General features: G+C 40.9%; 17 protein-coding genes. 13 read left to right on the top strand and 4 right to left on the bottom strand.

The window, feature by feature from the left end; genetic code table 11:
• Positions 1 to 249: 249 nt before the first annotated feature.
• The 6 genes from DW640_RS10290 to DW640_RS10255 all read left to right on the top strand — a co-directional run bounded on the left by DW640_RS10290 (position 250) and on the right by DW640_RS10255 (position 10,546).
• Positions 250 to 2,271, top strand: coding sequence for a transglutaminase domain-containing protein (locus DW640_RS10290; protein WP_048698944.1), 2,022 nt, complete (start codon positions 250 to 252; stop codon positions 2,269 to 2,271).
• A 131-nt stretch (positions 2,272 to 2,402) separates the two neighbouring features.
• Positions 2,403 to 3,125, top strand: coding sequence for a hypothetical protein (locus DW640_RS10285; RefSeq protein ID WP_008767153.1), 723 nt, complete (start codon positions 2,403 to 2,405; stop codon positions 3,123 to 3,125).
• Positions 3,126 to 3,478: 353 nt separating this feature from the next.
• The gene (locus tag DW640_RS10275) at positions 3,479 to 5,068 is read left to right on the top strand and encodes an O-antigen ligase family protein (protein WP_008767151.1); all 1,590 of its coding nucleotides are present in this window, start codon (positions 3,479 to 3,481) and stop codon (positions 5,066 to 5,068) included.
• 120 nt (positions 5,069 to 5,188) lie between these two features.
• Positions 5,189 to 8,065, top strand: coding sequence for a glutaminase family protein (locus tag DW640_RS10270; RefSeq protein ID WP_225018383.1), 2,877 nt, complete (start codon positions 5,189 to 5,191; stop codon positions 8,063 to 8,065).
• Positions 8,066 to 8,149: 84 nt separating this feature from the next.
• Positions 8,150 to 8,791, top strand: coding sequence for a hypothetical protein (locus tag DW640_RS10265; protein WP_022472132.1), 642 nt, complete (start codon positions 8,150 to 8,152; stop codon positions 8,789 to 8,791).
• Positions 8,792 to 9,331: 540 nt separating this feature from the next.
• The gene (locus tag DW640_RS10255) at positions 9,332 to 10,546 is read left to right on the top strand and encodes an ATP-binding protein (RefSeq protein ID WP_011108877.1); all 1,215 of its coding nucleotides are present in this window, start codon (positions 9,332 to 9,334) and stop codon (positions 10,544 to 10,546) included.
• Positions 10,547 to 10,553: 7 nt separating this feature from the next.
• On the opposite strand, the gene DW640_RS10250 is transcribed toward DW640_RS10255, so the two are convergent.
• Entirely contained in the window at positions 10,554 to 11,621 is a 1,068-nt protein-coding gene (locus DW640_RS10250; RefSeq protein ID WP_008762501.1) for a M20 family metallo-hydrolase, read from the bottom strand.
• Positions 11,622 to 11,730: 109 nt separating this feature from the next.
• Here DW640_RS10250 and DW640_RS10245 point away from each other — a divergent pair, with 109 nt between their 5' ends.
• On the top strand, positions 11,731 to 13,536 hold the full coding sequence (locus tag DW640_RS10245; protein WP_008762502.1) for a long-chain fatty acid--CoA ligase: 1,806 nt from the start codon (positions 11,731 to 11,733) through the stop codon (positions 13,534 to 13,536).
• 131 nt (positions 13,537 to 13,667) lie between these two features.
• On the opposite strand, the gene DW640_RS10240 is transcribed toward DW640_RS10245, so the two are convergent.
• Positions 13,668 to 16,586, bottom strand: a complete 2,919-nt coding sequence (locus DW640_RS10240) for a pitrilysin family protein (protein ID WP_072067086.1) — start codon at positions 16,584 to 16,586, stop codon at positions 13,668 to 13,670.
• A 105-nt stretch (positions 16,587 to 16,691) separates the two neighbouring features.
• On the opposite strand from DW640_RS10240, the gene prfB reads away from it, so the two are divergent.
• The 6 genes from prfB (at position 16,692) to DW640_RS10210 (ending at position 22,695) form a co-directional block, all read left to right on the top strand.
• Positions 16,692 to 17,808, top strand: a protein-coding gene (gene prfB / locus DW640_RS10235) for a peptide chain release factor 2 (protein ID WP_161800204.1) whose coding sequence is annotated in 2 segments (ribosomal slippage) — positions 16,692 to 16,754 and positions 16,756 to 17,808 — 1,116 coding nt in all. Because the reading frame shifts where the segments join, the coding sequence is not laid out codon by codon here.
• A 446-nt stretch (positions 17,809 to 18,254) separates the two neighbouring features.
• The gene (locus DW640_RS10230; RefSeq protein ID WP_008762504.1) at positions 18,255 to 19,307 is read left to right on the top strand and encodes a porin; all 1,053 of its coding nucleotides are present in this window, start codon (positions 18,255 to 18,257) and stop codon (positions 19,305 to 19,307) included.
• 20 nt (positions 19,308 to 19,327) lie between these two features.
• A complete protein-coding gene (locus DW640_RS10225) occupies positions 19,328 to 19,795 on the top strand; it encodes a CYTH domain-containing protein (protein ID WP_117578038.1) in 468 nt (155 codons plus the stop codon).
• 50 nt (positions 19,796 to 19,845) lie between these two features.
• Positions 19,846 to 21,138: a DUF4010 domain-containing protein gene (locus DW640_RS10220; protein WP_117578013.1), complete on the top strand. Its 1,293-nt coding sequence runs from the start codon at positions 19,846 to 19,848 to the stop codon at positions 21,136 to 21,138.
• Between the two features lie 143 nt (positions 21,139 to 21,281).
• On the top strand, positions 21,282 to 21,608 hold the full coding sequence (locus DW640_RS10215) for a helix-turn-helix domain-containing protein (protein WP_016269701.1): 327 nt from the start codon (positions 21,282 to 21,284) through the stop codon (positions 21,606 to 21,608).
• Positions 21,592 to 22,695 carry a type II toxin-antitoxin system HipA family toxin gene (locus DW640_RS10210; RefSeq protein ID WP_022472127.1) on the top strand — a complete coding sequence of 368 codons (1,104 nt, stop codon included), beginning with the start codon at positions 21,592 to 21,594 and terminating at the stop codon, positions 22,693 to 22,695. Before DW640_RS10215 ends, DW640_RS10210 begins: the two co-directional genes overlap by 17 nt.
• A 29-nt stretch (positions 22,696 to 22,724) precedes the next feature.
• Here DW640_RS10210 and DW640_RS10205 read toward each other — a convergent pair whose 3' ends face one another.
• Positions 22,725 to 23,717: a DUF5689 domain-containing protein gene (locus tag DW640_RS10205; protein ID WP_022472126.1), complete on the bottom strand. Its 993-nt coding sequence runs from the start codon at positions 23,715 to 23,717 to the stop codon at positions 22,725 to 22,727.
• 26 nt (positions 23,718 to 23,743) lie between these two features.
• Positions 23,744 to 26,491 carry a TonB-dependent receptor gene (locus DW640_RS10200; protein WP_117578011.1) on the bottom strand — a complete coding sequence of 916 codons (2,748 nt, stop codon included), beginning with the start codon at positions 26,489 to 26,491 and terminating at the stop codon, positions 23,744 to 23,746.
• Positions 26,492 to 26,498 lie beyond the last annotated feature (7 nt).

Genomic DNA, 26,498 nt, shown 5'->3' with positions numbered 1-26,498 from the left:
TGAATGTTGGTATCACTTTAAAGGATAATATTCATTCAAAAAAGGATAATATGTGGTCAGAGAAGGAAAGTTTGGGGTATTTCGGTTGTTACAATATTAGGGAAAATAAAAAAATATCCTCGCTGTAATCCTCCTGTGGCACATTCTACATGCTGTAGGAGTGTAACGCCCTCTTTTTCTATGGCAAAAGAACTTGTAAATTTGCAGAAAAATAACACGAAATCATTTATCTCTATTTTTCTGATAATTATGAAAATATTCACAAAGTTGGTATCTGTCTTTTTGCTCGTAGCAATTGGTAGTCTCTTTTTCTTTTCATGTGCTGAAAAAGAAAAATGCACTCCAATGGTTTCATTCCTTGAAACCGCTCTTCAGCAGGCAGGAGAGAACCGTGTGGAACTGGAAAAGGTCTTATCTCATTATAAAACTGATCCGGCGGATAGTTTGAAATATAAGGCCGCTTGTTTTTTGATAGAGAACATGCCTTATTACACCTATTATAAGGGCAAGCAGTTGGACCGATATCTTACTTACTATACTTTACTACAGGAAACACGTGGATTGGGGATTTCTCCCCAAGTAGTGGCTGACTCTGTTTGTCACATGTATGGGGCATTGTATTTAGATTCTTTGCAATCCTATAGAGATATTGAAACTGTTGATTCTGCTTATTTATGTAATAATATTGAATGGTCATTTAAGGTGTGGCAGGAACAACCATGGGGGAAACATGTTTCGTTTGCAGATTTTTGTGAATATCTTCTTCCTTATCGTATTGGTGACGAGACCTTGACTAGCTGGCGTGAATCTATTTATCAGAAGTATAATCCTTTGCTCGATTCTTTACGTGCATCCGGAGTACTTGATAAAGAAGACCCGATTGTGGCAGCCCGTTGTTTGCTCGATTCAATTCGTAAAGGAGGAGTGGTATTTACTACTGCCGTTCCTGCCAGCCTTCCTCATGTGGGACCGGAAGTTGCGCAACTGAAAGCAGGTAGTTGCCGGGAACTTTCAGACTTTGTCGTTTATGTTTGTCGTGCGTTGGGTATTCCGTGTTCAATTGATTTCATGCCGATTCGCGGTGATGAGAATGATAGCCATCAATGGGTAGCATTTTCAGATAAGTATGGCATACTTTATTATCATGAATTTCCTAACGGTGTGAGTGAAGTACGAAAAGACGCAATGTGTGGAATGCCCAAGATAAAGGTCTATCGCAATACCTTTAGTCTGAATCGTGCTATGCAGGAAGAAATGCTGAAATTGGATACTGCTATTGTTCCTCTTTTCAAAGATCCGCATATCGTAGATATTACTTTCCCTTATACCAAAGATTTCAAGAAAGAACTCCACATACCAAAGGACGCTCTATATAAAGGTAAGCCACGTTCAAGAATTGCTTATCTATGTGCCAGCAAACGGATGGATTGGGAGCCTGTTGCATGGACAGAGTTCGATGGTAAAAACATTGTCTTTACGGATATACAAAAAGGACCCGTCATGCGGGTTGCCACTTACGAGCGAGGACGACTTCGTTTTTGGACCGATCCTTTTGAAATAAATGTTTCCAATGAGTTTCATTTTTTCACTCCTTCGGATAGTGTACAGGATGTTACTTTGTTTGCAAAATATACTTTGCGGGCAGATGAGATGTTTTTGAATCGTATGATAGGCGGAACATTTGAAGGAAGCAATGATCCTGATTTTCGTGAAAAAGAAGTCTTGTACTTGATAAACGAGAAACCGAAAAGACTACAGACTGTTGTTCAATCGTATTCTTCAAAATCGTATCGCTATGTCAGATATATAGGTCCCAAAGATTCACACTGTAATATTGCGGAGGCGGCTTTTTATACTCCTAATGATACCGCTTCTTTAAAAGGTAAAGTTATAGGTACTCCCGGATGTTTTCAAAAAGATGGTTCGCATGAGTATACAAATGTATTTGATGGGGATGTCACAACTTCTTTTGATTATATCGAACCTTCCGGTGGTTGGTCAGGTCTTGATCTTGGAACTCCTAAGCAGATAGGAAGAATTGTTTATACGCCTCGGAGTTATGATAACTATATTCGTTCGGGTGATGATTATGAGTTATTCTATTGTGCAAGGAGGAATAATTGGAAATCTCTTGGAGACCAAAGGTCTAAAGCGGACTCGCTGATTTATATCAAAATTCCAGTGAATGCTTTACTTTTATTATGTAACAATACACGAGGAATACAGGAACGAATATTTGTGTATACAGCAGCTGAACAAATTTGGAAGTAAATTCAGATATGATTTTAATAAAAACTTGATTTATTTTGCTAATTGTCATTTATTAAGCTAGCGATATATGATTTAGTAAAGATGAACAAGTTTAATAAGTAAATAATTATTAATGATTAAATTTTAAAATTATGATTTCGAGAAAGAAAAGCCTTTTTTTAAGCGTATCAGTATTGATTCTATTTGTGGCGTTAGTTGCACAAAGTTGTAGTTCGGAGAATGACGATTTTGTTGCTAATCCCAACTCATCATTAGAAATGAGAGCTAACCTAGAATCAATGGATAATCGTGCAACAATTGTCAATTCTATAGCCGAATCTGATGAATTATTAGATTACGGAATGAACTGTATGTTACTTGCTGAGAAGTTAAAATCATATACTTCAACTTTGACTCCAGAAGAATTTGATGAACTTATGAATAACTTAAATAATGATGATTATATGATAGAACTTGTGAGTAAGGTTGACATTGAAAAAGAGGCTTTAATGGTAGAGAATGCACGACAGGAACTATTAGCTAATAAAAGTTTTAAGTTGTTAGATGAGTCCGAAAAAATGAATGTTTTTATTAGATTCTCTGATAATTCGCAGAATACTATGCAACATCTATTGCTAAAAAGTCCGGGTGAAAGTGCAGGAGGTGTTACTAAAGCGGAATGTAAGCGTAGATATGATGAAGACTACGCTTATGCTTCTGCTATTTATCTATCATCTATGCTCCTTTGTTCTTGTGCAACGGGGGGGCTTGGTGTATGTCTTTGTGCTATTGGTGCTTCTGCTGGCTATGACTATGCAACAACTCTTGCTGATCGTAGTTATTATGATTGTTTGTCAAATGCTATAGATCGCTAAATGAGGTATTATAATATCTTTATAGTTTTAGCTATACTATCTGTATTGCTCATGACAATTAATAGAAACTATAATTATTTGATAAATGACTGGTATATTTCAGGTGTTTATGTGTTAATGTGGGTCTTTCTTTTTCTTTATACAGTAAGTAAAGTTCCTAAAAAGAAAAAAGGCTTGAAAGAATATCTTCCTAGCATTTTAGCCTTTCTTGTGGTTCTATTAAATGTCTTGGATGTGCTTAGAAGACATGTTATGTGTTAAAATAAGTAGATGAAAACTTAGGAATAAATACTTAATGTTTTGTGGTTTATAATCAACTTTTTATTTATTCCTAAGTAATAATGAGTTTTTATATGTCAAAAGTGAGTATTACTCAAATCGGCTTTGCTCTTCTTTGCATTGGTAGTGTTTTTATGTATTCTACCCAGATAACCGATCCCTATATTGTTTCTAAATGGTTATATACGATCTTATTTGTTTTAATTATAACAATATATTGTTCAATTAGAATGTTATTAGGAAAATCTGTAAAATTTGATACACGATTGGCTGGGATGAGTATTGTTATTGTTTCTAGTTTACAAGCAATATATGGTCTGTCTCAATGTTTTAATATAACCACCTTTAATACTTTTTATAAGATAATGGGGAGTTTTGAAAATCCTACGGGATTTTCTGCTTGTCTTTGTGTCAGTTTACCCTTTTTTGTTGTATTCCAATTATTAAATGAAAATAAGCAAATACGGTATCTAGTATGTTTTTTAGGGATTATTGTTGTAATAGCAATTGTACTATCATATTCAAGAGCTGGAATTATTAGTGTTGCAATAGTAATTGCGATATTTTTGTTTCAAAAGCTTAAACAGAAAAGAATTTGGAAGTATCTATTATTATGTAGCAGTCTGATATTATTGTTGTTTGGTTGCTATTGGATGAAGAAAAACTCAGCCGATGGTAGACTGCTGATTTGGCAATGTGGTATAAATATGGTAAAAGATGCTCCTTGGATAGGTCATGGGTTGGGTAGTTTCGAAGCGCACTATATGGATTATCAGGCAAATTTCTTTAAGCAATGCGGACAAAGCCGTTTTTCTATGTTGGCAGATAATGTGAAACAACCATTTAATGAATATCTTGGACTTCTTTTAAATTTTGGGATTATTGGTTTATTAGTATTGTTGTTATTGATGGTAATAATTATATATTGCTATAGGAAGAATCCAAGTGTAGAAAAGCAAATAGCCTTTTATTCTTTGTCTTCAATAGGAATATTCTCGTTCTTTTCTTATCCATTTGCATATCCTTTCGTTTGGGTTGTGACATTTTTAAGCATATTCATAATAACTAGTGAATATATCAAACCTTTATTTTCTAATATCCTAATAAAGAAAATAGCTTGTATGTTCATACTTACATATTCTCTTTTCGGGAGTAGTAAATTGTTCGAACGTATTCAAGCAGAATTAGACTGGGGAAAAGCTTCTACGCTAGCGTTATGTAAGTCATATAATGAAACTCTTCCAACCTATGAGAGATTAGAAAAGATGTTTGTGAGTAATCCCTATTTTCTCTATAATTATGCTGCTGTTCTTCAAGAAATGAAGCAATATACCGAAAGTCTAGAAGTGGCTTTAAAATGTCGTCAATATTGGGCAGATTATGATTTAGAGTTAATAATTGGGGAAAATTACCAGCAGCTTAACAAACCTGAACTGGCGGAAAAATATTATAATAGTGCATCTATGATGTGCCCTTCGCGCTTTCTACCTCTTTATAAACTATTCCATTTATACAAAACGAATGGTGAAAAAGAACGATCGCTTGCTATGGCTGAGGCCGTTATTAGCAAACCGATGAAAATTAAGACAACTACTATTAGGATGATGAAAAGAGAAATGGAAAGAGAAATACAAAAAATGAATATGTCTATAAAACTAGAATGAATATGGAATTAATACGGTTGTTGTCAATCACTTCGCTTGTGCATTTAGGAATCTACGGATTGTTTATTGTGTGATAATAGAAATAAATATAGTAACCGAATGAGAATTTATAAAACACTAATGAATAAAACATTCATTTATCTGCTAATAGCAGTATTGGCAGCTTGCAAAAGTACTCCTTACTCTGATGAAACTACTAAAAGTGACCTTCGTGCGCCTGCTTATCCGTTATTAACTTTGCATCCGCATGTGAAACTTTGGTCTATGACGGATGAACTGAACAAACAGAATATGACTTTTGGCGGCAGCACACAACTTCCTTTTGTTGGCTTCTTACGGGTAGACGGTGCTATGTACCGTTTTATGGGTAGTAAAGAACTGCCGATGCAAGCTATCGCTCCGATGGCGCTTGACCATGAAAAGTGGGAAGGAAAGTTCACTTCATTAGTTCCTGATGAAGGATGGGAGCAACCGGATTTTGATGACAAGTACTGGCAATTGTCAGAAGGGGCATTTGGCACGCCTGGCATGTGGGAAGCAAGAACACAATGGACTTCTTCTAATATTTGGGTACGAAGAGAGGTTGAAGTTGATCCGTATCTTCTGGAGCATAAAAAGATTTATTTGCGCTATTCTCATGACGATGTATTTCAATTGTACATCAATGGGAAGCAATTGGTGAATACCGGATATGACTGGGGAGCAAACTTTAAAGTGGAAGTCCCGGACTCAATTCTGCAAACAATGAAAAGTGGAAAAGCGTTGATTGCCGCTCATTGTGAGAATCGTGTGGGAGGAGGATTGGTAGACTTCGGACTCTTTGCCGAGGAACCGACTATGCCGGTGGAAAAGGTAGCCCCCATCTCTTATGAAAAAGAGTGGACGGGAAGATATACTATGGAGCAACCTCAGGAAAATTGGGAAGCCAAAGAGTTTGACGATACAACATGGACAGAAGGACAGGCGGCCTTCGGCACGGATGATCAACGAAATGTGCATACTCCCTGGTTCTCACCTAATATATGGGTGAGGCGCGAACTGACATTCGACCCGGCGTTGGTGAAAAACAAGCAACTGTATTTACGCTATTCCCATGATGATGTATTTCAATTGTATGTGAATGGAATGCAACTGGTCAGCACGGGATATGAGTGGAAAAGTGATCTCAGAGTAAATATCCCGGATTCTATTGCAGAAACTATGAAAGATGGGAAAGCCGTGATTGCCGCTCATTGTGAGAATCGTATGGGAGGTGCATTGGTTGACTTCGGACTATATGCAGAATTGAGGGAAGCTGAACAAACGTCTGTCGATGTGCAAGCAACCCAAACACATTATACCTTCGAATGTGGAGATGTAGAACTGAAACTTAGCTTTACCGCTCCTTATCTGTTGGACGATCTGGAGACACTTGCCCGTCCGGTCAATTATATCTCTTATCAGGCTAAAGCATTGGATGGCAAAGAACATGATGTTGCTGTTTATTTTGAAATAGACCCGCACAAGGCATTTCGTGCCGGACAATCTACACAAATATATGAAAAGGATGGACTGGCTCTGATGAAGACCGGACAGGAAAATCAGAAATTATGGGTGGATAAAGAGAAAGATGGACGGTCATGGGGATATTTCTATCTGGGAACAAAGGATGACGTGACCTGTGCACAGGGGGATGCAGCCGAAATGAGGGCATACTTTATGAAAGAGGGAGATCTGAAACAAATGAGAAAGTCTGCCGAGAAACGCTATGCTGCATTTGCACAGAAGCTGGATATGAACAGCGATTTCCCGCAACATCTCACTGCAGCCTTTGACGGACTGTATACAATGGCTTATTTCGGCGAGGACTTAAGACCTTATTGGAATAAAGACGGAAAATCAAGCATAGAAGATTTGTATGCAGATGCAGAGAAAGATTATAAAGAAGTGATGGCAAAATGTTATGCTTTTGACCGTCAATTGATGGCGGATGCTTACCTTGCCGGAGGAAAAGAATATGCTGAACTCTGTGCTTTGGCTTATCGTCAGTCTGTATCCGCTTTCCAGATGTCTGAAGATTCGGATGGAGAATTGCTTTATTTTACTCCGCAGGTAGGTCCGGTGGATGAATATTATCCGGCTTCACCACTATATCTTCGCTACAATCCCGATTTGGTAAAAGCGATGCTTAATCCGTTCTTTTATTATAGTGAAAGCGGGAAATGGGGAAAGCCATTTCCTCCGCATGATTTAGGAGGATATCCTATCGTAAACGGGCAGACGATAGGTGGTGATATGCCTGTAGAAGAAGCAGGAAACGGATTGATAATGACTGCTGCTATTGCTAAAATGGAAAAGAATGCTTCGTATGCAGAAAAGCATTGGAAGACATTGACTCAATGGGCTGAGTATTTATTGGAAAACGGCACGGATACCGGTGATCAGCTTACTACAGATAATTTTGCAGGGAACTGCCCTCATCATGCTAATTTATCCGCCAAAGGTGTTTTGGGTATTGCAGCGTATGCACGTCTGGCAGAAATGCTGAATAAGAAAGAAGAAGCGGAGAAGTATATGAATGCTGCCGGTGAGATGGCTAAAGAATGGGAAATGGCTGCTTATGCGGGTGACCATTACCGACTGGCTTTTGACCAACCGGATAGTTGGGGGATGAAGTATAATCTGGTGTGGGACAGGCTGCTTGGCTTGAATCTTTTCCCGGAGAGAGTTATTCAGAAAGAGACGGATTTCTATCTTACTAAGATGAATGAGTTTGGATGTCCGTTGGATAGCAGACATAGTTATACGAAAGTGGATTGGACAGTATGGACTGCTTCGTTGAGTGCTGACCGTATGCAATTCCGTAAGCTTATGTTGCCGCTTCATAAGTTTATGAATGAGACTACAGATCGCACACCAATGGCTGATTTGATAAATACGGATGGGAAAACTATAGTAGGATTTACGGGGCGTACTGTAGTAGGTGCCTATTTTATCAGGTTGTTGGAAAAGGAATAATTAGAATCTTAATGTCTTTTAGAAGGTATATTCGGAGCAATATGATATAGTTGATTTATTATTTTAAATAAAAACATTATGAATATGAAAGGTTTATTTTATTTAGTTGTTACTATGGTAGTAATAATTGCATGTACAAATGAAGAGTTTGATGCTAATTCAGAAGTTAAGAAGGAAGAAGTTAAAACAAAGATTGCATCATTAGCTGAAAAATATGATGTAAACGTCGATTTCTTTGAGATTAATCCTTCAGAAAAAACTGAAAATGAGATGTCATTAGAAGAAATTGAAGAATTGTTTCGTGATATAAAACAACTTAGAGAACACCCTGTTGAATTAAAGATGTATAAGGATAAAGAAGAAAATGGCTGTATGTTTTATTCTACTAAAGAGCAGAAACCTAGTGTGCCGCTTGCTAAAACACGTAGTGAAATTTATTCATTCAGTGATTGGATTTGGAATCTTACATGGTTTAGTGTAACTTTGATCGAAGATAACAAAAATGTAACAGTAATGACAGATATAACAGGATTATCAGTTTATACGTATTCTCAATCTTATGCGAGTGGCTATGTATCAGGAAATGCTATATCATTTAATAGTACGGGGAAAATTAAGGCAACTATAACTCAGGTTGTTGGCTTTAACCTTTCTTATGTTATTAATTCTTCAGGGACATACGATAAGAGTGCGGGAAAGGGAAGTGTTACAGTTTCTGCATATTAATGATTATTGAGAATAAAAATTATGATTATGCCTCCAATGTTTTTTGAAATTGTTTATGTTCTGATTTTGTTGATTGGGATATTGGTCGTGTTGAAAAGTCATCAACTTACTAAACCATATAAATATTTATGGGTCATTTTGGTTTTGTTATTTAATCTGTTAGGCATAATTGCCTTTTTGATATGGAAACAGTATCTTAACAAAATGAGCAATAGTGGATCGCATGGAAATGTCTGATTTGATATATAATATGAATCGGGTAAACTTTTTTCTCTATGCTCTTTGTAAATCCGGGATGGATTGAATAGACCATTGAAACTGGTTGTTTTTCTTTGATTTAGCCACCGTTATTATGATGGTGGCTAAATTTCTTATCTTAGATAAAGATACAGGAGGTGCCCCTTTTTTCATAAATGCCATTGTCGTTTCTGTCTATAACCATAAAACATACTTGAAATCGGAAGTTTTTAGGGGTATACCCCTAAAAACTTCCGATTAATTATTTATATTTGTGTCTATAACCCTAAAAACTTCAGTTGTATGATTAATCGTGAACTTTATATGGAGCAAATCACTCCTTTTATTGATAAGCCATTTGTGAAAGTTATCACTGGTATTCGTCGCTGTGGCAAGTCGGTCGTGTTGCGTTTAATTCGTGAGGAACTTTTACGAAGAGGAGTATCTGAGGATTATATTATTTATATGAACTTTGAAAGTTTCGAGTGGATAGACATGAAGGAGGCGAAGGCGTTATACGCTCATATTCGGGAAGCTACGAAAGCCTCGGGAAAATATTATATTCTCTTGGATGAGATTCAGGAAGTTACAGATTGGGAAAAGGCAGTGAATGCCTTTTTGGTTGACTTGGATGTAGATATTTATGTGACAGGTTCTAATTCACGTTTACTATCTTCCGAGTTTTCGACTTATTTGGCAGGAAGATACGTTGCCTTTCACATTATGACTTTATCCTTTAGAGAATATCTATTATTTCATGATCTCCCGCTGACAATTTCTGTATCCGACCGTAAAACGGAGTTTCTGAAATATCTTCGTATGGGAGGATTTCCGGCTATTCATACGGCAAACTATGATTATAATGCTATCTACAAAATAGTGTATGATATTTATTCTTCTGTCATTCTTCGTGATACCGTGCAGAGGCATAGCATTCGTAACGTAGAAATGCTTGAAAGAGTGGTGAAGTTTGTTTTTGATAATATTGGGAATAAACTAAATGCGAAAAATATTGCCGACTATTTCAAAAGTCAGCAACGGAAAGTAGATATCAATACGATTTATAATTATCTCAATGCTTTAGATAGCGCTTTTGTCATTCAACGTATACCACGTTATGACATCAAGGGCAAAGAGATTCTGCAAACCAATGAAAAGTATTTTGTAAGTGATCTTTCATTAATTTATTCTGTGATGGGATATCGGGACCGCTTAATAGGTGGAATGCTCGAAAATTTAGTTTGCATGGAGTTGAAACGCCGCGGATACGAAGTATATGTAGGTAAACAGGATGAAAAAGAAGTTGATTTTGTAGCCATTAGGCGTGAAGAGAAAATATATGTGCAGGTTACTTATCAACTTGGCTTGCAAGCAACCATCGATCGTGAGTTTGCCCCTTTACTGGCAATTGATGATCATTATCCTAAATATGTGGTTAGTATGGATGATCTATGGCAAGATAATATTGAAGGGGTTAAGCATCGGCATATAGCCGATTTTCTACTTGATGAGTGGTAAAGACGGACTAAAGCTTTAGTCCGTCTAACAAATCTAAATAAATCCCGATAGCCTCTTCTATCTCTTTCAGCATAATATACTCTTCGGCTGTATGTGAACGTGAAGAGCGTCCCGGACCGATCTTTACCGATGCAAAGGACATCAATGCCTGATCTGACAAAGTCGGGGAACCGAAAGGTATGCGTCCCATCTTCACCGCTTTCTGTACGAACGGATGTTTCTCATCAATTCGTGAAGAGTTGAGACGGAACGAGCGGGCTTTCGCATCGCAGGCTATATGCTTTCTGATCTCTGCAAATAAATCTTCGTTGGAGTAAAGTTCGTTGCTTCGGATATCAACAACAAATGTACATTTATCGGGAACTACATTGTGCTGAGTGCCTGCATTGATGACCGTAACGCTCATTTTTACCGGTCCGAGTAAAGGCGATTCTTTCTCGAAACGATAATCACGGAACCAGGCGATATCGTTCAATACCTTATAAATGGCATTATCTCCTTCATCGCGTGCGGCATGTCCGGCTTTTCCCGTAGCAGTTACATCCAATACCATCAACCCCTTTTCGGCAATGGCAGGTTGCATTTCCGTAGGTTCGCCTACGATAGCGAATGAAACAGGGGGTAACCCCGGCAATACACTTTCAATTCCATCCTTACCCGAAACTTCTTCTTCGCAGGAAGCCAGATAGATGAGATTGTAATTTTGAGAAGTGCGACATAGTTGCAGGAACACCTGTAAGAGCGAAACAACACTGGCTCCGGCGTCGTTACTGCCCAATCCGTATAATTTACCGTTTTCCTCGCGGGGTGTGAAAGGGTCTTTGCGCCAGCCATTTACGGGTTTTACCGTGTCGATATGAGAATTGAGCAGGATTGTCGGCTTTTTAAGGTCGAACATAGGACTGAGGCACCAAACATTGTTTCCCTTGCGTCCGGTCTGCATCCCTTCGGCTTCGATATAATTTTGCAGGAAATCAGCGGCTTGCGTCTCTTCCCGACTGATGGACGGAATGCTGATTAGTGATTTCAACAGGCTTACAGCTTCGGCTGTCATGGTTGGAATATCGTATTTCATATACAAACTTGTTAATTTAGAGCTTAATATTTGCACAAAGATACTCGTTTTGCGCAATAGTTTCAAATAAAACTAATACCTTTGTACCATATTTATCAATACAAAGAGTATGACTTATCATCATTTATCTGTCTTGGTCCACCGTCAGGCTGAAAAGTATGGCGACAGGGTAGCATTGAGGTACCGCGACTATGAGACAGCACAATGGATTCCGATTACCTGGAATCAATTCTCCGGAACTGTACGACAGGCTGCTAATGCTTTCGTTGCGCTAGGAGTGGAGGAACAAGAGAATATCGGTATTTTTTCACAGAATAAACCTGAATGGTTCTATGTCGATTTCGGCGCATTTGCCAATCGTGGGGTTACTATTCCGTTCTATGCAACGAGTTCACCCGCACAGGCACAATACATTATCAACGATGCGCAAATCCGTTATCTTTTTGTAGGCGAACAGTATCAGTATGATTCTGCATTCAGCATCTTCGGCTTTTGTTCCTCGTTACAACAACTGATTATTTTCGACCGTTCGGTAGTAAAAGACCCGCGTGATGTCTCTTCCATCTATTTTGATGAGTTTATGGCAATGGGCGAAGGATTGCCGCATAATGAGGTGGTGGAAGAACGTACCGCACGTGCTTCTTACGATGATCTGGCTAACATCCTTTATACTTCCGGTACGACGGGAGAGCCGAAGGGAGTAATGTTGCATCATTCGTGCTATCTGGAGCAGTTCCATACGCATGACGAGCGTCTGACGACAATGACCGACAAGGACGTTTCTATGAACTTCCTTCCGTTGACACACGTATTCGAGAAGGCATGGTGCTATCTTTGTATTCATAAAGGAGTACAGATCTGCATCAATCTTCGTCCGGCAGATATCCAGACAACCATTAAAGAAATTCGCCCGACACTGATGTGCAGCGTACCCCGTTTCTGGGAAAAGGTATATGCCGGTGTACAGGAGAAGATCAATGAAACGACAGGATTGAAGAAGGCGCTGATGCTGGATGCCATCAAAGTCGGCAGAATCCATAATCTGGATTATCTTCGGTTGGGAAAGACCCCTCCGGTGATGAATCAACTGAAATATAAGTTCTACGAGAAGACTATTTATTCTTTGCTGAAGAAGACGATCGGTATTGAGAATGGAAATTTCTTTCCGACAGCCGGTGCAGCCGTGCCCGATGAAATCAATGAATTTGTTCATTCGGTAGGAATCAACATGGTGGTCGGCTATGGACTGACAGAATCTACGGCTACGGTATCATGTACTTTGCCGGTAGGTTATGATATCGGTTCGGTAGGTGTGGTATTGCCGGGACTGGAAGTGAAGATAGGTGAAGACAATGAAATCCTGCTTCGTGGAAAAAGTATAACCAAAGGATATTATAAAAAAGCGGAGGCTACTGCCGCTGCTATCGATGCTGACGGCTGGTTCCATACAGGCGATGCCGGTTATTTCAAGAATGGGCAGTTATTCCTGACAGAGCGCATTAAGGATTTGTTTAAGACATCGAATGGTAAATATATTGCTCCGCAAGCATTGGAAACCAAACTGGTGATAGACCGTTATATTGACCAGATCGCTATTATCGCAGATCAGCGCAAGTTCGTTTCTGCCTTGATTGTTCCGGTGTACGGGTTTGTCAAGGACTATGCGAAGGAGAAAGGAATCGAATATAAAGATATGGCCGAACTGTTGCAGCATCCAAAGATTGTCGGTCTGTTCCGTGCACGAATAGAGACCTTGCAACAGCAATTTGCGCATTATGAACAGATCAAACGCTTCACATTACTTCCTGAACCTTTCAGCATGGAGCGTGGAGAATTGACTAATACATTGAAGTTGAAACGCTCAGTGGTTTCTGAAAACTACAAAGAACTGATTGAGAAGATGTACGAAGAATAAGGCTTTTCTCGGTCTGGCCTGATGATAAACGATAAACGGTGAACAAGCTGCATATTTGGCAAGCTGTTCACCGTTTGTTCTTTGTGTATCAATTGGCTATGTATCTGCTATTTTATAGAGAACACTATACTTTAGTAACCGAAGATTTGTTCCTGAGTGAGTTCCTCGATAGGGCCTACTGCTTTCAGCTTATTCATATCGAGGTCTTTCTTGTCTCCCAAGATGCAATACACATACGTGCGTCCTTTCACCCATTCCTTTTGGAAATCAACGATATCTTTCAATGTCATAGTCTGCACGTCATTATAGAGTTTGATGCGCGGATCTACGCTTTGTCCCAAATCCTGTGCATTGATATAAGTCCAGATAATATCGCTTTTGATGATGCGGTCGGTACGCATGCGGTTGATTAATCCTTCTTTTGCCAATTTGAAGGCTGCTTCGGATTCTGGCATATTGTTGATAATATCGTTGAACGTATTGACGGCATCAATCATCTTGTCATTTTGAGTTGCAATCTGGGTACGTATCGTATATGGATACTTCAGATAGCTTGGCGGCATTATACCCGCCCATGCGGAATAAGCCAGTCCACGTGTTTCACGCATTTCCTGGAAGACGATGGAGTTCATGCCTCCGCCGAAATATTCGTTATATAATTCGCGGGTAGGTTCTATAGCCGGATCGTATTTCTTATCAAGATTGGAAATTTGCGCCATATAAATCTGTTTGGCTTCGTAAGGAGCTACCAGCACTTTGGTCGCCGGAGTTTCAAGATAAGAGTATTCGTTTCCTGCAGGAATATCTTTCAGAGTAGCCGGTACCTGGTGGTATTGTTCGATGGTAGCCAGCAGGTCTTTGCTGCTGCTAGGGCCATAATACAGGATACGATGTTTGTAGTTGTTCTGATTATGAATCCGGTCAACCAGTTCCTGTGGATTCATGCTGGCGAGCTCTGCTTCCGTCAGTAAATTGGTGGCGGGAGACTTCGGGCCGTACATCGCATAATTCATCAGGCGGGAGAAGTTCTGTCCTTGATTCAGTTTGGCATCTGCACGGGCTTTCAGTATATCTCCGACCAGATTGTTGTAAGCTTCCTTATTTACTTGTGCGTCTGCCAGTAACTTTTCGAATAGTTGCATGGCAGCCGGCATATTCTCATTCAGACCGGAAAGAACCACGTAGGTGCGTTCGTTGCCCGGAGAAACGTAGAAAGTACACGCCAGACGATAGAACTCGCTCTTCAGTTCTTCCGGTGTCATGTCGGAAGTGCCCAGATATTCAAGGTAGTCGAAAGCCGTTCCCAATGCCTTGTCGTTGTTGTTACCCATATCGAATACGTAGATCAGTTGGAAGAGATCGTTGGTAGTATTCTGCTTATAGAGTACCGGAATATCGGATTTCGCTGTCAGCTGGCTCATATCTTTCTTGAAGTCGAGGAATACAGGTTCGATGGGCTTCACTGCATTCTCCTGTATGGAGGTAAGGAATGGACTTGCCACATCCCGGTTGGATACGATGGGAGTAATCTCCGGTTTTGTCATCTTCTTCTCGTTCGGGTCCTTGCCTTGTTTCTTGTAGACAACGGCATAATTATCCTCCTTCAGATATTTATCGGCAAAGGCCACGATATCCTCTTTGGTCAGTTTAGCCATGCGGTCGATGGCGGTTACTTCGTCCTCCCAGTTTGTTCCGTTAATGAATGAGTTGACGAATATGTCGGCACGTCCTTCATTGCTTTCCATGCTTTGGAGCTCGTAGAGCTTGAAGTTGTTGATATTAGCTTGCAGCATCTTCTCATCGAACTCTCCGGCACGAAGTTTCTTTATTTCGTTCAGCAAGAGGTCTTTGACTTCTTCCAGCGTTTGTCCCTGTTTGGGAAGTCCGCCCAATATGAAGGCTGAGTAATCTGCCAGTCCCATCGGGTAACCGTAGCTGTTCAGCACCTTCTGCTGCTGGTTCAGATCAAGGTCGATGAGTCCTGCCTTTCCATTGTATAATACTTGCGAAACAACTTGCAGAACCTCGAAATCCTTGCTGGCCAATCCGGGGAATCTCCATGCCAGTGCAACGCTTTCCGCATCCGGACCTAATACCTCTTTAACTACAGGTGCGGTGATCGGATCTTCTTTCGGCAGATTCAGTTTGGGAAGTTCCGGATTCGGCTTCAAGCCTCCGAAGTATTTATCTATCAAGGCAATGGTTTCATCCGGGTCTAAATCTCCGGACATACAGATCGCCATATTATTGGGAACGTACCATTGTTTATAGTAATTCTTGATATTGGTGATGGAAGGGTTCTTCAGATTCTCCTGTGTACCCAATACGGTTTGTGTTCCATAAGGATGCTTGGGGAAGAGAGAGGAGAAGATCGCCTCCTGCACTTTGCTGTTGTCCCGGGTCAGAGACATATTTTTTTCTTCGTATACAGCTTCCAGTTCCGTATGGAAACCGCGGATGACATTATTCTCGAAGCGGTCTGCCTGAATCTTTGCCCAGTTCTCTATCTGATTGGAGGGGATATCTTCCTGATAGACAGTCTGGTCATACCATGTGTAGGCGTTGCTGCCGGAAGAACCGATAGCAGCCATCAGCTTGTCATATTCGTTGGGAATGGCGTATTTGGATGCTTCGTAAGAGAGGCTGTCGATGGTGTGGTAGATCGCTTTGCGCTCTGCTTCGTCCGTCGTCTGGCGGTATATCTCAAATTGCTGTTCAATTTGGTCCAATAGTGGTTTTTCGGCAGCATAATCCTGTGTGCCATACTTGTCGGTACCTTTAAACATCAGGTGTTCAAAGTAGTGTGCCAGTCCGGTCGTTTCTGCCGGGTCGTTCTTTCCGCCCACCCGCACGGCGATGAATGTCTGAATGCGGGGAGTTTCCTTGTTTACGGTGAGGTAAACTTTTAATCCGTTGTCCAGTGTGTAGATGCGGGCTTTCAGCGGGTCATTGGGCACTGTCTCGTAGCTATACTTCTTTTGTGAGCTACAACTGCTCATCACTAATGCAAGGAAGAGCGATAAGCATGAAAGTTTCAGGAGTTTGTTCATATTGTGACAACATTTTAGTGACAGAAACAAAGGTAGCGGAATTTTTCTTACCTTTGCACCGAAAAGAGAAATTTGTAAATTGTAAATGATAAAATTGTAAATCACATGATTACTATTGAACAACTTAAAGACGTGAAAGAGCGCACTGATGCGCTGAGGAGGTATCTTTGACATCGACGGGAAGAAAATTCAAGTCGAAGAAGAGCAACTAAGAACGCAGGCGCCGGGATTCTGGGATGACCAGAAGAAAGCGGAAGCCCAGATGAAACTGGTGAAAGACCTGCAAAAGTGGATTGACGGCTATAATGAAGTCAAGACACTGGCGGACGAACTGGAACTGTCGTTCGATTTTTATAAAGAAGAATTAGTGACTGAGGGAGATGTGGACGCGGCTTATGCGAAAGCCAGTGAAGCGGTAGAAGCACTCGAACTCAAGAATATGCTGCGTGATGAAGCCGACCAGATGGCCTGTGTGTTGAAAATCAACTCCGGTGCGGGTGGTACGGAAAGTCAGGACTGGGCATCTATGCTGATGCGTATGTATCTGCGCTATGCTGAAACGAACGGTTACAAGGCTACTATTGCCAACCTTCAGGAAGGGGATGAGGCAGGAATCAAAACCTGTACCATCAATATTGAAGGAGATTTCGCTTATGGCTATCTGAAAGGAGAGAACGGCGTTCACCGTCTGGTGCGTGTTTCTCCGTACAATGCGCAAGGCAAGCGCATGACATCTTTTGCTTCCGTGTTTGTCACTCCGTTGGTGGACGACAGTATCGAAGTGAATATTCTGCCTGCCTGCATTTCATGGGATACATTCCGAAGCGGTGGTGCCGGTGGTCAGAACGTTAATAAGGTAGAATCCGGCGTTCGTCTGCGCTATCAGTACAAAGACCCTTATACGGGAGAAGAAGAGGAAATCCTTATCGAGAATACCGAAACTCGTGACCAGCCGAAGAACCGTGAGAATGCAATGCGCCAGTTGCGCTCTATCTTATACGATAAAGAATTGCAGCACCGCATGGCAGAACAGGCGAAAGTGGAAGCCGGTAAGAAGAAAATCGAATGGGGATCGCAGATTCGCAGCTATGTATTCGATGACCGCCGCGTGAAAGACCATCGTACCAACTATCAGACTTCGGATGTAAACGGAGTGATGGATGGTAAAATCGAGGAATTCATCAAAGCCTATCTGATGGAATTTTCATCGCAGGAATCATAAAAACAAAAATTAGCGAGTGTTATTTTTGGAAAGTTAAAAGATTTGTTTTTACTTTGTTAGCGTTGAACTTTAAAGCTAACATTATGGGTAAAAGTAAGAGAAAAGTAGCACATAGTAAGAAAGAGGAGGAGCAGGCCCAGCGGGTAGTCAAGATAGTATTTGTTTCACTCATTATTTTGGCGCTGATTATGCTGATCGCATATTCCTTTTTCGGTTGATTGATTCACCACAGGTTACACAGTTTTGCATGGACGGGGACACGTTGATTGTCGACGGTGAATATCCATGCTGACGAGGGTAGTCCGTGGTGAATTCTTTTTTTGTAACCCCTTTGTTATCCGTGTAACAGTATTGTAACCATTCTGTAATTTCACCGTATCTCTTTTGTAATCTCTCCGTATCTTGCTCATTGTACCTTTGCCGCGAATTAAGTAGCAAACAACTGAATGAGTAGAATTACAACAACCGTCGCCCTGCTTTTGATGGCGACAGCAGCCTGCGGACAGGCTAAAGAAGATGCCGGGGATGGCAAACAGCTGGATAAGCAGACCATGGAACTGAAAGATTATTTGCCTGAAATTCATGGGACAATCCGGGGAAAATATGAGTTCCAGACAGAAACCAACGAAAGCCGTTTTGAAGTGCGGAATGCCCGCTTCAGTGTTTCGGGAAATGTACATCCGATTGTTGCCTATAAAGCGGAGATCGATTTGTCCGACGAGGGTTCCATCAAGATGCTTGATGCGTATGCCCGTGTATTTCCTGTCAAGGACCTGAATTTTACGATTGGTCAGATGCGTGTACCTTTCACGATTGACGCCCATCGTTCTCCCCATCAGCAGTATTTTGCCAATCGTTCTTTTATAGCCAAGCAGGTGGGCAATGTGCGTGATGTCGGCTTCACCGGTTGTTATACACAAAAAGAAGGTCTTCCTTTTATCCTTGAAGGTGGATTGTTTAACGGCTCCGGACTGACTAATCAGAAGGAATGGCATAAGACCTTGAATTATTCGATAAAAGCACAGTTGCTGCCTAATAAAAATTGGAATCTCACTTTGAGCACTCAAATGATAAAGCCGGAACATACCCGTATTAATATGTATGATGCCGGCATCTACTATCAGAATAATCGTTTTCATATCGAAGCGGAGTATTTGTATAAAATGTATGGACACGAAGCGTTTAAGGACGTTCATGCGGTCAATAGCTTTGTGAATTATGATTTGCCGTTGAAGAAGGTATTCAATAAGATTTCTTTTCTGGCCCGTTATGATATGATGACCGACCACAGTAATGGGCTGGCGGACAGTGAGACAGGTGTTTTGAAGATAAACGACTATGCCCGTCATCGTGTGACAGGCGGCATCACGCTGAGCCTTTCCAAAGCCTTTATTGCCGATCTTCGTCTCAACTTTGAGAAGTATTTCTATCAGAAGTCCGGAGTTCCCAAAGAGTCGGAGCGTGATAAAATCGTTATTGAGTTTATGACGAGATTTTGATTTTTAATTATCTTTGTGCTATGGCACAAGAAATAGAACGTAAATTTTTAGTTTCCGGTGATTTTAAATCCTTTGCTTTTGCGCAGAGCCGGATTATGCAGGGATATATTTGCAGCGCCCGTGGTCGGACGGTGCGGGTTCGTATTCGTGACGATAAAGGTTATCTCACTATCAAAGGTGCTTCCAACGAATCGGGTACCAGTCGCTATGAGTGGGAAAAGGAACTTCCCTTGTCCGAAGCGGAAGAACTGATGAAACTTTGCGAACCGGGAATGATTGATAAGACCCGTTATCTGGTACGTAGTGGCAATCATATCTTCGAAGTAGACGAGTTCTACGGTGAGAATGAAGGACTTATTGTGGCTGAAGTAGAGCTGGGCACGGAAGATGAGGCGTTTGTCAAGCCCGGGTTTATTGGCGAAGAAGTGACCGGGGATATACGCTACTATAACTCTCACCTGATGAAAAAACCGTATAAAACGTGGTGAATGTTAACAAATAAGCTGTATATTTGTTCCTAGTACTAAAAGAGCAGTATATGGAACAGTTGTACAATTATCTACCGAGAGAACTGATAACTTTCGTTCTGGTTACTTTATTTTCTTTACTTATCGGACTGTCACAACGACGGATCAGTCTGAAGCGTGAAGGGGAAACAACTCTCTTCGGGACTGATCGTACATTTACTTTCATTGGTATTCTAGGCTATTTGCTCTATATACTCGATCCTACGGATATGCGTCTGTTTATGGGTGGTGGTGCTGTGCTCGGTTTATTGCTGGGCTTGAACTATTACGTCAAGCAGTCTCAATTCCATGTTTTTGGTGTAACGACCATTATTATTGCACTGATTACTTATTGTCTGGCTCCTATTGTTTCTACCCAGCCTTCCTGGTTTTATGTGATGGTGATTGTGACGGTGCTTTTATTGACGGAGCTTAAACACACTTTTACGGAGTTTGCCCAGCGGATGAAGAACGATGAGATGATTACGCTGGCAAAGTTCTTGGCTATCAGTGGTATCATATTGCCTATGTTACCGCACAAGAACCTGATTCCGGATATTAATCTCACTCCTTATTCTATTTGGCTGGCGACGGTTGTTGTCTCCGGTATCTCGTATTTGTCTTACTTGCTGAAACGCTATGTGTTTCATGAATCGGGAGTATTGGTTTCCGGCATTATCGGTGGATTGTATAGTAGTACTGCCACAATTTCGGTATTGGCCCGTAAAAGCAGAAAGGCTTCCGAGCAGGAGGCGAACGAATATGTAGCTGCTATGCTGCTTGCGGTCAGCATGATGTTTCTGCGTTTTATGATATTGATTCTGATCTTTAGCAGGGAGATATTTACATCTATCTATCCTTATCTTTTGATTATGTCTGTGGTAGCTTCCGTTGTTGCGTGGTTTATACATTCCCGTCATCGACGCTCCAAGGATATGACCGATGAGTCGGAAGATGAGGACAGCAGTAACCCGCTCGAATTTAAAGTTGCTCTGATTTTTGCCACTCTCTTCGTTGTGTTTACAGTGCTGACGCACTATACTTTGGTTTATGCGGGTACAGGCGGATTGAATCTGCTTTCTTTTGTATCCGGACTTAGTGACATTACTCCTTTTATCTTGAACCTTTTGCAGAATACAGGGAGCGTAGCTGTACTGGTTGTTGTGGCTTGCAGTATGCAGGCTATTATCAGTAATATTCTGGTGAATATGTTTTATGCTTTGTTTTTTGCAGGGAAAGGTAGTAAGTTACGTCCCTGGATTTTGGGAGGATTCGGGACGGTGATCGGGGTAAATCTTGTGTTGCTTCTGTTCTTCTATTTGTAGAAAAGGGGGGCATCCTTTTTGTTGCCGAATACACTCAATAGAACTGGCTTATATTTTGTTTTTTTGAATAAAGAAACTATCTTTGTATTTAGATATAATAGTATCTGAATAGTGCTATTTTTAAATTAATTGAATATAATTGTATGCCTTTACTTTATAATTTTGATGTAGAGAGACCCGAAGAGTTGCTGGCAATTCTGGCTCAGAATCTGCAGAAACGCAGGCTTGAGAAAGGACTTTCCCGAGAAGCTCTTACCGAACTTAGCGGAGTTCCGACGCCTACTATTGCCAAGTTCGAACAAAAGCATACTATTTCATTGGCATCCTATGTGGCATTAGCAAAAGCACTGGGTTACTCTAAAGCTATCAAGGAACTTTTATCTGAACCGCTGTTTAGTACAATGGAGGAGTTGGAAATGATTAATAAGAATAAAAACAGAAAGAAGGGGCGTAATGAAATCAGTAAATAAACTGATAGTAACCTATCATAGTAGAAGTGTTGGAACTCTCAGTATGACACCTGATAATCGGCTATGCGCATTTCAGTATGATAGAGAGTGGTTGGCTAATGGGTTTTCTATCTCTCCGCTTGACTTGCCTTTAAAACCTGATTTGTTTATTGCTAAACCACAACCTTTTTGGGGAAACTTTGGTATTTTTGAAGACAGTCTCCCTGATGGATATGGGCGTTATTTACTTCATCGTTTACTCAAAAAACAAGGGGTGAATGATAGCGAGCTAACTCCCTTGCAACGGTTGAGTATAGTCGGAACATCAGGGATGGGAGCTCTTTGTTATATACCGGAGACATACATTGGCGAAGAAAAATCTCTTCCGACACTAGATTGCCTTCAGCAAATGGCATTGGACATACTGTCAGAGAAATCGTATGAGGATGAAGAGGTACTTTACTTTAATAGTGGCAACTCAGGTGGATGCCGCCCTAAATGTTTACTTCACGATACAGAAGGAGCTTGGTTGGTGAAGTTCAGGCATACATATGATCCGAAAGATATGGGAGCGATGGAGTATCGTTATAATGAAGTCGCTCGTAAATGTGGCATAACAGTACCGGACTTTAAATTGATGGACGGAAAGTATTTTGCTACCAAACGTTTTGATATTGAAAATGGTATTAGGTATCATATTGCTACGGCAGGGGCACTACTTAATGAATCTATTATGCAACCCAGATTGGATTATAAGACTTTACTGCACTTGGTTGGTTATCTTACCCAAGACCCTAAACAGGTAGATGAAATGTTCCGGCGTATGGTGTTCAATGTCTTAACGGATAATAAAGATGACCATGCCAAAAACTTTAGTTTCATTTATAAAGAGGGGAACTGGGCGTTAGCTCCGGCTTATGACTTGACCCGATGCAATAACGGATATAATGGAGAACATGCTACCTCTGTTAATAATCATGGTAATCCTACTATAGAAGATATGCTGATTGTTGGAGAGAGCATTCGTATTCCTCGGAAAAAGGGAAAAGAGATGATATTGACTATTGCAGAAGGGTGTGCTGAGTTATTATCTAAAAAAGGCATCTGAGAAACAGATGCCTTTTTTAATGAAGTTATTTAGAAATCAATATCGTTCATGCTATTAACCAATAACTGATATTTAATATATCCTCCACTTTTAGAAGAATATTTGGTATAAATAGCGGTGATATTACCTTTGGCACCATCTGCAGGCAGAGGCTGAAGTGCGAAGTTTGAATATCCGCTGACACGCAGGATATAGTTTCCACCTGTAGATGTCGTATTGTCATAAGCAAACCAGGAAGAACCATAATAGCGATTACCTCCATAGCTGTAAGCATAGGTTGGAGTCAATCCTTCTTCTGCATAATATTTGTTTTCATATACAGCGGTGGTTGAACCGTTCGGGTAAGTTGTTTCCAGATATTGAGGATACTTGTCGCCGTCGTATGTGCCTTCTTTGTAAGTCAGTCCTTCGAAACGTACCAAACGTCCTAATGCATCATCATTCAATTCTGTTTTATAATTATTTTCATTGATAACCAATATGTCGTCTTCTGTCAGACTGCCGAGTTCACCTTTGAATACATGTTGATCTACAAATAAGGTATTCTCGAGATTACGGTTTGCATAACCTTTGGAAATGTCTTCTGCTGTCGGCATTCCACCTACACTTAACATATAACGATAGCTACCGATAGCCAGACCTTTGGTTTTAACAAAGAGAGTCTGCCCTACATGAAAATAAACATAGTTGCTAACCATCAATTTCAGTTCAATGGCTGATTTGGATGATTCATCATAGATGTATACTGATTTGTATACATTACCGGCTTGGTCGCTTGAGATGACTTTTCCGCTGATGACATAGTCTTCTGTGATTTCCAGAGTTTTTCCCAGACTGGCTGCACCGTTTCCGTATTCTTTATAGAAAAGTTGCTTAAAGTCCTTGATGGAGATTAGTTTGCTATTTGAGAAGTCTTCTTTTGTCCAGACTTTGGCTGGAGCAGGCTCTTCAAATTCGTTGTAGCAGCTACTGAAACCGAGCACTACTACCGCAAGCATAAATAATTTAAATATTTTGTTCATAACTGTTCTTTTTACTTATGATGTCCTTAGAAACGGAAATAAATGTTCATGTAATAGGTTGTACCGAACATATAGAAATATTTCGAATCAAACGGTTGGTAAGTTTGATAACTTTCATCCTTGTTCTTCAGCAGACGAACTTGTTCATAACCGCCGGTCTTGATATTCTGGTTGTTGAGCAGGTTCTTTACCTCCAGGCTGAAACCAAGAGTATAGGCACGGTTAATGTACCAGTTCTTACCAACACTTGCATTTAAAACGCAAGCAGAGTTGAATTTCTCCTGATTACGTAACGTTGCGATATCTTCTTCAGTCATTCCCGGTGTCAGTACGGCATCTGTACGATAGAGCGGACTCATAGATAAGTACATATTATTATAATAGTTCATATCTAATGACGCAAATATGTTTTTAGGACCACGGTAAGACAAGCCTACGTTCAGTGCTGTTTGCGGAGTGCTTTCTACACGGAAGTTCTTCCAGTATACTTTACCCTGGTTTTTGATTTCTCCACTATTATCCTGAATCTGTACATAATCCGGGTTATTGTCATAAGTGAATTGTCCCCAGCTGATGGCTGCATTCAGAGAAAGTCCTGCATAGATAGGTACAGAAGCTGCTGCTTCAAGTCCGAAGTGACGTTTGTTGATACCGCTCATTGCAAAGTTGGAGAAGGTAGCTTCTACGTCATCATAATAAGAGAGAACTTTGGACTGATCCATAAACTTCGTATAGTATCCGGAGATACGTGCTTTAACATCCCCCCAACGCAAGTTATAAGAGGCGTCTACACCAAATACCTTCTCGCTTGAAATACCCGGAGTCGCAGAGTTGCGGGTACGGGGAGAAACAAATGAAGCTTGGAAGGCAGGAGCATCCTGCATATAGATGATGTTGGCATCAATAGAATGAGCAGCAGAGAACTTATAGCTGAAGTTGGCTTTCAGTTTATAAGTCAGGTAATTCTGCTTCTTAGAGTCTCCTTGAGAATTGTCAAGGAACAACCCTTTTTTCCAAATACCATGACGCCACAGAGTAGTATGTCCGAGTTCTCCACCCAGATTGACTCCAAAGTTGCCGAAGTTTCTGCTATATTGTGCCCAGGCGCGTGCGTTGATAATATTTCCGTAGTAGTCGTAGCTGTATTTATCACCCTTCTTGACAGCTTGGGCATGACCGTACTTATCATAGTACTCCATGTTGTTCTGGTAAAGGATTGGGTTCATACCACCCATGTCACGTTCGGCAAACTTGTCTACGTCTACCCAGTAATCACCACCCAGCAAATCTTTCACTTCGCTATAATATTCTGTGCGATTACGACGCAAGTTCAATCCACCGTTAATTTTAGAATTGTCACGGAAGATATGAGAGAATTGTGTGTAGAGATTCCAGTCTATCTGATCGGCATGGCGTTCTTCAATCATGTTGATGGCACGATGACCGGCTCCATAGGTCGGGTTCTCTTCCTGGCTTTGGTTGATATGATACAAGTTGTCCCAGTTGATGTGGCGGATGTTATTAGTATTTCCTATCCATGCTTCATACAGTTGTGCTCCGACGTAAGTGTTGTTATAGAAACTCGGTAAATAACGGTAATAGTCGGGACGTGGGTCGGGACCACCGTACCAAGTCAGCGCAGAGTAACCGTTCTGTCCGAAACGTACAGAGGTTGCAACGTTTAATTGTGAACGGTCATTGATGTCGAATGTATAATTCAACATCGTAATAGGTTCATGATAGCTGCGCACACGTGCGTTGACACGCTTTCCATTCAGCCAACCCCAGTTTGGATTGTAGTAGTTGTTGCCTACTAAGTCGTAGACTTCCTGAGTAGAAGCTTGTTGTGCACCACGTTCTGTGGGAGCACCCAGGATGCTTAATGCCAAGCGGTGTTGTGAATTGAATTGCTTTTCTACAGCGGCAAAATATCCGAAGGCATTGTAGTACACACCGTTTACATAAGAGTTTCCTCCTTGGCGGGTTGATACGGAGAAGGCATAAGACCAGCCGTTATCCTGTAATCCGGATGCATAGGTCAGCATACCACGGAAGCGGTACATGGAGTTACCGTTAACTACGCTGGCGCGAAGGCCTTTGCGCATCTGTGAAGGACGGGTATTGATATTTGTTGTACCTGCGATACCGCCGATGCCCATATCCCCCATGTTCAGTGCAGATGTGACTTCCTGATTACGAGTCGCATCATTCAAGCCGCTCCACAAAGACCAGGGAGTATATCCTGTCATTGCGTCATTCAGTTGAATACCGTTCATATAAACGTCGGAGTATTGAGAATCATAACCACGTACATTGAAACGCATTTCACTGAATTTGTAGGAAGCAATGTTATTGAATACGTCTTTTGATGCGGACAGAGACGAGGGAAGTGATTGTGCATCCTCCAGCGTTTCTGTGTCAAATTCGGCAAAGATAGCATCGTCCATCGTAGGAGCAACGTTTTCAGGGATCAAAATGACGTTATTGATATCTCTGATCAACTTATCCACACGGACAGCCAGAGTTAAAGGTTCGAACTCTGCAGCTTCGAAAGACAGAGTGTATTCTCCTTTTACCAGGTTTTCGATAACGAAGTTACCCGACGCATCAGTCTTGGTTGTTACATCTCCCGGGGTTAATGTCACTTTTACGCCGTCTATGGCCGCACGTGTCGTACGGGAAACGACTTTACCTTTGACTCCACCATTGTTTTGTGCAAAAACAGTGAATGACATCAAAGATAATACCATGAATAGGATTGTTTTGATTTTCATATAAACT

It is taken from the genome of Bacteroides sp. AM23-12 (assembly GCF_003434395.1).
Classification (GTDB): domain Bacteria; phylum Bacteroidota; class Bacteroidia; order Bacteroidales; family Bacteroidaceae; genus Bacteroides; species Bacteroides thetaiotaomicron.
This window is presented reverse-complemented; position numbering and strand designations above follow the sequence as displayed.

Bases quoted from the DNA above. Each gene is read 5' to 3' on its own strand.
- DW640_RS10245 (WP_008762502.1), top strand. From the start codon at position 11,731: ATGACTTATCATCATTTATCTGTCTTGGTCCACCGTCAGGCTGAAAAG.
- DW640_RS10225 (WP_117578038.1), top strand. From the start codon at position 19,328: ATGGCACAAGAAATAGAACGTAAATTTTTAGTTTCCGGTGATTTTAAA.
- DW640_RS10270 (WP_225018383.1), top strand. From the start codon at position 5,189: ATGAATAAAACATTCATTTATCTGCTAATAGCAGTATTGGCAGCTTGC.
- DW640_RS10205 (WP_022472126.1), bottom strand. From the start codon at position 23,717: ATGAACAAAATATTTAAATTATTTATGCTTGCGGTAGTAGTGCTCGGT.
- DW640_RS10240 (WP_072067086.1), bottom strand. From the start codon at position 16,586: ATGAACAAACTCCTGAAACTTTCATGCTTATCGCTCTTCCTTGCATTA.
- DW640_RS10285 (WP_008767153.1), top strand. From the start codon at position 2,403: ATGATTTCGAGAAAGAAAAGCCTTTTTTTAAGCGTATCAGTATTGATT.
- DW640_RS10290 (WP_048698944.1), top strand. From the start codon at position 250: ATGAAAATATTCACAAAGTTGGTATCTGTCTTTTTGCTCGTAGCAATT.
- DW640_RS10265 (WP_022472132.1), top strand. From the start codon at position 8,150: ATGAAAGGTTTATTTTATTTAGTTGTTACTATGGTAGTAATAATTGCA.
- DW640_RS10220 (WP_117578013.1), top strand. From the start codon at position 19,846: ATGGAACAGTTGTACAATTATCTACCGAGAGAACTGATAACTTTCGTT.
- DW640_RS10230 (WP_008762504.1), top strand. From the start codon at position 18,255: ATGAGTAGAATTACAACAACCGTCGCCCTGCTTTTGATGGCGACAGCA.
- DW640_RS10250 (WP_008762501.1), bottom strand. From the start codon at position 11,621: ATGAAATACGATATTCCAACCATGACAGCCGAAGCTGTAAGCCTGTTG.
- DW640_RS10275 (WP_008767151.1), top strand. From the start codon at position 3,479: ATGTCAAAAGTGAGTATTACTCAAATCGGCTTTGCTCTTCTTTGCATT.
- DW640_RS10255 (WP_011108877.1), top strand. From the start codon at position 9,332: ATGATTAATCGTGAACTTTATATGGAGCAAATCACTCCTTTTATTGAT.
- DW640_RS10210 (WP_022472127.1), top strand. From the start codon at position 21,592: ATGAAATCAGTAAATAAACTGATAGTAACCTATCATAGTAGAAGTGTT.
- DW640_RS10215 (WP_016269701.1), top strand. From the start codon at position 21,282: ATGCCTTTACTTTATAATTTTGATGTAGAGAGACCCGAAGAGTTGCTG.
- DW640_RS10200 (WP_117578011.1), bottom strand. From the start codon at position 26,491: ATGAAAATCAAAACAATCCTATTCATGGTATTATCTTTGATGTCATTC.